The 6,465-nt window shown below is 61.2% G+C and carries 5 protein-coding genes; 4 read left to right on the plus strand and 1 reads right to left on the minus strand.

From position 1 onward, the window contains the following. Positions 1-22: 22 nt before the first annotated feature. The 4 genes from ilvC to clpB all read left to right on the plus strand — a co-directional run bounded on the left by ilvC (position 23) and on the right by clpB (position 6,146). Positions 23-1,042 carry a ketol-acid reductoisomerase gene (gene ilvC / locus CDI09_RS05480; RefSeq protein ID WP_010515698.1) on the plus strand — a complete coding sequence of 340 codons (1,020 nt, stop codon included), beginning with the start codon at positions 23-25 and terminating at the stop codon, positions 1,040-1,042. 175 nt (positions 1,043-1,217) lie between these two features. Continuing rightward, positions 1,218-1,910, plus strand: a complete 693-nt coding sequence (locus CDI09_RS05485) for a fumarylacetoacetate hydrolase family protein (protein WP_249033999.1) — start codon at positions 1,218-1,220, stop codon at positions 1,908-1,910. A gap of 129 nt (positions 1,911-2,039) precedes the next feature. After that, positions 2,040-3,113, plus strand: coding sequence for an aldo/keto reductase (locus tag CDI09_RS05490; protein ID WP_078525397.1), 1,074 nt, complete (start codon positions 2,040-2,042; stop codon positions 3,111-3,113). Positions 3,114-3,542: 429 nt separating this feature from the next. Further along, positions 3,543-6,146 (plus strand): ATP-dependent chaperone ClpB, encoded by a 2,604-nt coding sequence (gene clpB / locus CDI09_RS05495; protein WP_078525395.1) that lies wholly within the window; start codon positions 3,543-3,545, stop codon positions 6,144-6,146. A gap of 114 nt (positions 6,147-6,260) precedes the next feature. Here clpB and CDI09_RS18415 read toward each other — a convergent pair. Further along, a partial coding sequence (locus CDI09_RS18415) for a hypothetical protein (protein ID WP_211308932.1) occupies positions 6,261-6,465 on the minus strand: 205 nt, incomplete at its 5' end.

A 6,465-nucleotide genomic window follows, 5' to 3' on the forward strand; every position in this document is an offset into this window, starting at 1 on the left:
TCATTCCCCAAGGAGCAAGACCATGCGCGTCTATTATGATCGCGATGCCGACGTGAACCTGATCAAGAGCAAGAAAGTGGCCATCATCGGCTACGGCAGCCAGGGTCATGCCCATGCCAACAACCTCAAGGATTCCGGCGTGACCGACATCGTTGTCGGCCTGCGCCCCGAATCAAAGGCCGTTGCCAAGGCCGAGGCCGCCGGCTTCAAGGTCATGACCCCCGCCGACGCCGCCAAGTGGGCCGACGTGGTGATGGTGCTGACCCCTGATGAAGGCCAGGGCGCGCTGTACAAGGAATCGCTGGAAAAGAACCTCAAGCAGGGCGCCGCACTCGCCTTCGCCCATGGTTTGGCCATTCACTTCCGCATCATCGAGGCGCGTCCCGACCTCGACGTGTTCCTGATTGCACCCAAGGGCCCCGGCCACACCGTGCGCTCGGAATACCAGAAGGGTGGCGGCGTGCCGTCGCTGGTGGCCGTGGCGCAGAACGCCTCGGGCAACGCGCTTGAGATCGCGCTGTCCTATGCCTCCGCCAACGGCGGTGGCCGTGCGGGCATCATCGAGACCACCTTCAAGGAAGAGGTCGAGACCGACCTGTTCGGTGAGCAGGCCGTGCTGTGTGGTGGCCTGGTCGAGCTGATCCGCGCTGGTTTCGAGACGCTGGTTGAAGCCGGTTACGCGCCGGAGATGGCCTATTTCGAGTGCCTGCACGAAATGAAGCTGATCGTCGACCTGATCTATGAAGGCGGCATCGCGAACATGAACTACTCCATCTCCAACACTGCGGAGTATGGTGAATACGTGTCCGGCCCGCGCGTGATCACGCCGGAGACCAAGGTCGAGATGAAGAAGATCCTGACCGACATTCAGGATGGCACCTTCGTGCGCAACTTCATCCTTGAAAACCAGTCCGGCAACATCGGCTTCAAGGCCACCCGTGCTCGTAACAACGAGCACCAGATCGAGAAGGTGGGCGAGAAGCTGCGCGCCATGATGTCGTGGATCGGCAAGAACAAGCTGGTCGACAAGGCCCGCAACTGATCGACGCAAAATAATGGGGGCGATCTGCCGCCACCGTATTTTCAGCGCCAGCCGGATTGTTCCGGCTGGCGTTTTTTTTATGTCCGCTTTCGTGGGGCCGCCCCGCATTTGCCGTGACACGACCGGGCACGGGTGCCACCATGCGCGCCGGTATGAACAGCAGGAGCGCCGTATCGTGACGGACTACGTAATTCCCCCCTACACCCTTCCTGTCGTGCCAGTGGAGGGGAGTGCGGGTGTCTTTCCTGTCAGGCGGATATGGTGCGTGGGGCAGAACTATGCCGCTCATGCGCGCGAGATGGGCAGCAACCCCGAGCGCTCCGAACCCTTCTTTTTTGCCAAGCCTGCCGATGCGGTGGTGCCCGGTGGCGGGCTGCTGCCGTTTCCCGTCAGCACGGCGGACCTGCACCATGAAGTCGAGCTTGTCGCCGCCATCGGGCGCGAGGGGGCTGACATTGAGGTGGAGAAGGCGCTCTCGCACATTTATGGCTACGCGGTGGGGCTGGACATGACCCGGCGCGACCTGCAGGCCGCCGCCAAGAAGGCGGGCCGCCCGTGGGCGCTGGCCAAGGGGTTTGACCAGTCCTGTCCCATTTCCGCGCTGGTGCCTGCCGCGCGCATCGGTCACCCCGACAGTGGGGCCATTGCCCTGAGCGTCAATGGCGAGCAGCGCCAGAAAGGCGACCTGGTGGAGATGATCTGGTCCGTGCCCGAGATCGTGGCCTGCCTCAGCCGTTTTGTCACCCTTGCGCCGGGCGACCTGATCATGACCGGCACGCCCTCGGGCGTGGGGCCGGTCAAGCGGGGCGACGTGCTGCATGCCACCTGCGCCGGGGTGGGCGAACTTAACGTGACCTATACCGGCTGAAGCCTGCCGCTTGTGGATGATAAAAGTTTTTGAGTGCCGCTTTTTGAAAAAAGCTTCACCAAAAACTTTTCATTGCTGGTGCAATTGCTGCGGGCGGGCGTTTTACAGACCTTTAGGGGAGGAAAAGAAATGCAATATCGTCAGCTTGGCCGTTCGGGCCTCAGGATTTCAGCTTTCACGCTGGGCACCATGACCTTTGGCGGCAAGGGTGACTTCGCCAAGACCGGTGACACCGACCTTGCAGGCGCCCGCCGCCAGCTTGACCTGTGCATCGAGGCCGGGATCAACATGTTCGATACCGCCGATATCTATTCATCCGGCGTGTCGGAGGAAATCCTGGGCGCGGCGCTGAAGGGCCGCAGCGATGACATCATGGTCACTACCAAGGCCCGCTTTACCATGGGCAAGGGGGCCAATGATGCCGGGTTGTCGCGCTATCATCTCATCCGCGCGTGCGAGGCCAGCCTCCAGCGGCTGGGACGTGACCATATCGACCTGTATTACCTGCATGAATGGGATGGCCAGACCCCGCTCGATGAAACGCTCGAAGCGCTCGATACTCTGACCCGCGCGGGCAAGATCCGTTATACCGGAGTGTCCAACTTCTCGGCATGGCACCTGATGAAGGCGCTGTCGGTTGCCGAGCGTGACCGGCTGATCGCCCCCGTGGCGCAGCAGATCTATTACTCGCTCCAGGCGCGCGAGGCGGAATATGAACTGCTGCCGCTTTCGCTCGATCAGGGCATTGGCGTGCAGGTGTGGAGCCCCATGGCCGGTGGGCTGCTTTCAGGCAAATACCGCCGCGGCAGGCCGCAGCCCGCAGGCACGCGCCAGATCGAGAAATGGGGCGAGCCGCCGGTTCATGACATTGAAAAACTGTATGATGTGGTGGAAGTGCTCGTCAGCATTGCCGAGGCCCGCAACATTTCCGCAGCCCAGGTGGCGCTGGCCTGGGTGGCGCAGCGGCCCGCCATTACCTCCATCGTGATCGGCGCGCGCACCGAGGCGCAGCTTGTCGATAACCTCAAGGCAGCCGACCTTGTGCTGAGTGCTGAAGAAATCAGCCGCCTTGATGAAGCAAGCGCTCCCCCGCTGCTTTATCCCTACTGGCATCAGGCGAGCAATGCCTCTGACCGGCTCTCGGCCGCGGACCTGCTGCTGCTTGGCCCCGCCGTGGCGGCCAAGGCCAGCAGGCCAGAATAAAGACGGAAGTTTCCGGGTGCCGCCTTTTTTCGGAAAGGCGGCGTTCTTCTGATGCTTTTTGGAAAAAGCTTCACCAAAAACGTCTTTGACTGTTGATGATTTTTGCGAGGACAGGTCGGTATCGGCCTGTGTCCTGCGTCATACACCCGCCCATGACAGTTGCAGGGTGTCTTCATAACCTTTCGGGTGAATGGCCGTTACGCCGATAAGGCACGGCAACCTTGATCAGGATCAAGGTTGCGGACCCTGCGCCGATGGTCAGCTAACCCCATGATCAGACACGGCATGAACGAAGGAAACAGGCGGTCGGCATCTTGTAATAACATCGGGTGGATCCCATCTGGAATCCAGCGCCTTGCCGTTGCCTGTTGAGGGACGGCGCAAAGGCAGAACCATCATGTCGCCTGATTGAAAGGGACGAAGAAACAGATGAACATCGAGAAATTCACGGAACGCTCGCGCGGTTTCCTGCAGGCCGCCCAGACCATCGCCATGCGTGACTACAACCAGCAGTTGACACCCGAGCATCTGCTCAAGGCCCTGCTTGATGATGATCAGGGTGCCGCTTCCTCCCTGATCCGCGCCGCTGGCGGTGACGTGCCCGCCATTACCGGCGCCAACGAGGCCGCCCTTGCCAAACTGCCCAAAGTGCAGGGCAGTGGCGCGGGCCAGCCCAGCGCGACGGGTGAACTGGTGCGCGTGCTTGATGCCGCCGAGCAGGCCGCGCAGAAGGCGGGCGATGGCTATGTGGCGCAGGATCGCCTGCTTGCTGCCATTGCCGCATCGGAAACGCCTGCCGGTCAGGCCCTGCGTGCCGGTGGCGCTACGCCGCAGGCGCTGGAAAAAGCCATTGCCACCATCCGTAAGGGACGCACCGTGGATAGCGAAAACGCTGAAGCCAATTTTGACGCGCTGAAGAAATATGCCCGCGACGTGACCGAGGTGGCCCTTCAGGGCAAGCTCGATCCGGTGATTGGCCGTGATGAGGAAATCCGCCGCGCCATTCAGGTGCTGGCGCGTCGCAGCAAGAATAATCCGGTCCTGATCGGTGAGCCGGGCGTGGGCAAGACCGCCATCGTCGAAGGGCTGGCCCAGCGTATCGTCAATGGCGACGTGCCCGAGGCGCTCAAGAACAAGAAGCTGCTTTCGCTCGACATGGGCGCGCTGGTTGCGGGTGCCAAGTTCCGTGGTGAGTTCGAGGAACGCCTGAAAGCGGTGCTGAAGGAAATCGAGTCCGCCGAGGGCCAGATCATCCTGTTCATTGATGAGATGCACACCCTTGTGGGCGCAGGCCGCAGCGATGGCGCGATGGATGCCTCCAACCTCATCAAGCCTGAACTCGCGCGTGGCGTGCTGCACTGCATTGGCGCCACCACGCTTGATGAATACCGCAAGTACATCGAGAAAGACGCAGCTCTCGCCCGGCGTTTCCAGCCGGTTTATGTGGGCGAGCCGACGGTGGCCGATACCATCTCCATCCTGCGTGGCATCAAGGAGAAATACGAACTCCATCACGGGATCCGTATTTCCGATGGTGCGCTGGTGGCGGCGGCAACGCTGTCCAACCGCTACATCACCGACCGCTTTCTGCCTGACAAGGCCATTGATCTTGTCGATGAGGCCGCAAGCCGCCTGCGCATGCAGATCGACAGCAAGCCCGAGGAACTCGATGAGCTTGACCGCCGTCTGATCCAGCTCAAGATCGAGCGTGAGGCCATCCGCAAGGAAGACGATGCGGCGAGCAAGGAGCGCCTGGTCAAGCTGGAAGGCGAACTGTCGGAACTACAGGAAAAATCCGATGCGCTGACCGCCGCCTGGCATGCTGAAAAAGACCGCGTGAACGCGGTGCAGAAGCTGCAGGAGGAAATGGACCAGATCCGCTCGGATATCGAGATCGCCCAGCGCAAGGGTGACCTCGCCCGGGCATCGGAGCTGATGTACAGCCGCCTGCCGCAGCTTCAGGCCCAGATTGCCAAGGCGCAGGAAGAGGCTGACCAGATCAGCAAGGGCGATGGCATGGTCAGTGATACCGTGACCGATCAGGGCATCGCCGCCGTGGTCTCGCGCTGGACCGGCGTGCCGGTGGACCGCATGCTCGAAGGCGAGCGCGCCAAGTTGCTGCGTATGGAAGATGAACTGCGCAAGAGCGTGGTGGGTCAGGAACCTGCACTCAAGGCGGTATCGAACGCCGTGCGCCGTGCCCGTGCCGGGTTGCAGGACCCCAACCGTCCCATCGGTTCGTTCCTGTTCCTTGGCCCGACGGGGGTGGGCAAGACCGAGCTGTGCAAGGCGCTGGCCCGCTTCCTGTTCGATGACGAGAAGGCGCTGTTGCGCATCGACATGAGCGAGTTCATGGAGAAGCATGCGGTCTCGCGGCTCGTCGGCGCCCCTCCCGGTTATGTCGGGTATGAGGAAGGTGGCGTGCTGACCGAGGCTGTCCGCCGCAGGCCCTATCAGGTCATTCTGTTCGATGAGGTCGAAAAGGCGCATGAGGATGTGTTCAACATCCTGCTGCAGGTGCTCGATGATGGCCGCCTGACCGATGGGCAGGGACGCACGGTTGACTTCCGCAACACGCTGATCGTGCTGACCAGTAACCTTGGCTCCGAAGTGCTGGCGCATCTGCCTGATGGTGAATCGGTTGATAGCGTGCGGCCCGAGGTCATGCAGGTGGTGCGCAACCACTTCCGGCCCGAGTTCCTCAACCGCCTGGATGAGATCATCCTGTTCTCCCGCCTGCAGAAGGCGGATATGGGCAAGATCGTGGAAATCCAGATCGGTCGCCTGCGCAAGCTTCTGGCTGACCGCAACATCCAGCTCCGTCTGGACAAGGGCGGCGAGACCTGGCTGGCGAATGAGGGCTATGACCCGGTCTATGGTGCCCGCCCGCTCAAGCGCGTGATCCAGCGCGCCCTGCAGAACCCGCTGGCGGGCCTGCTGCTTGAAGGCACCATTCATGACGGTGAAACCGTGACCGTTGATGCGAAGGATGACCACCTGACCATCAATGGCACCGAGGTTGAGGCCGACTGACACCGGCGCACCGCACCGGATTTAAGGAAAGGAGGGGCCTGCCCCTCCTTTTTTCATATAATTTTCACTTTAGCGCATTTTTTTTTGGTGCGGTTTGTGACTGTTATGTGTGTTTTATGGCTGAATTCCGTGTGTTTTCAGGGTTTTTGGCATGGCGTTGACAGGGGGGGCTAATATCCGTAAAAGCCCCTTCACCGGACGGCGATGCTGCTCCGGCGGGTCTTTGACAAGAGAATAGAGAGAGTATCTGGAAGGGATATGCTGGCGGCGCGGTTGTTGCTCTTTATGGGGCGATGATTGGCGGTCTGGACTGGGTGAG

Source organism: Komagataeibacter nataicola, from assembly GCF_003207795.1.
Lineage (GTDB): Bacteria > Pseudomonadota > Alphaproteobacteria > Acetobacterales > Acetobacteraceae > Komagataeibacter > Komagataeibacter nataicola.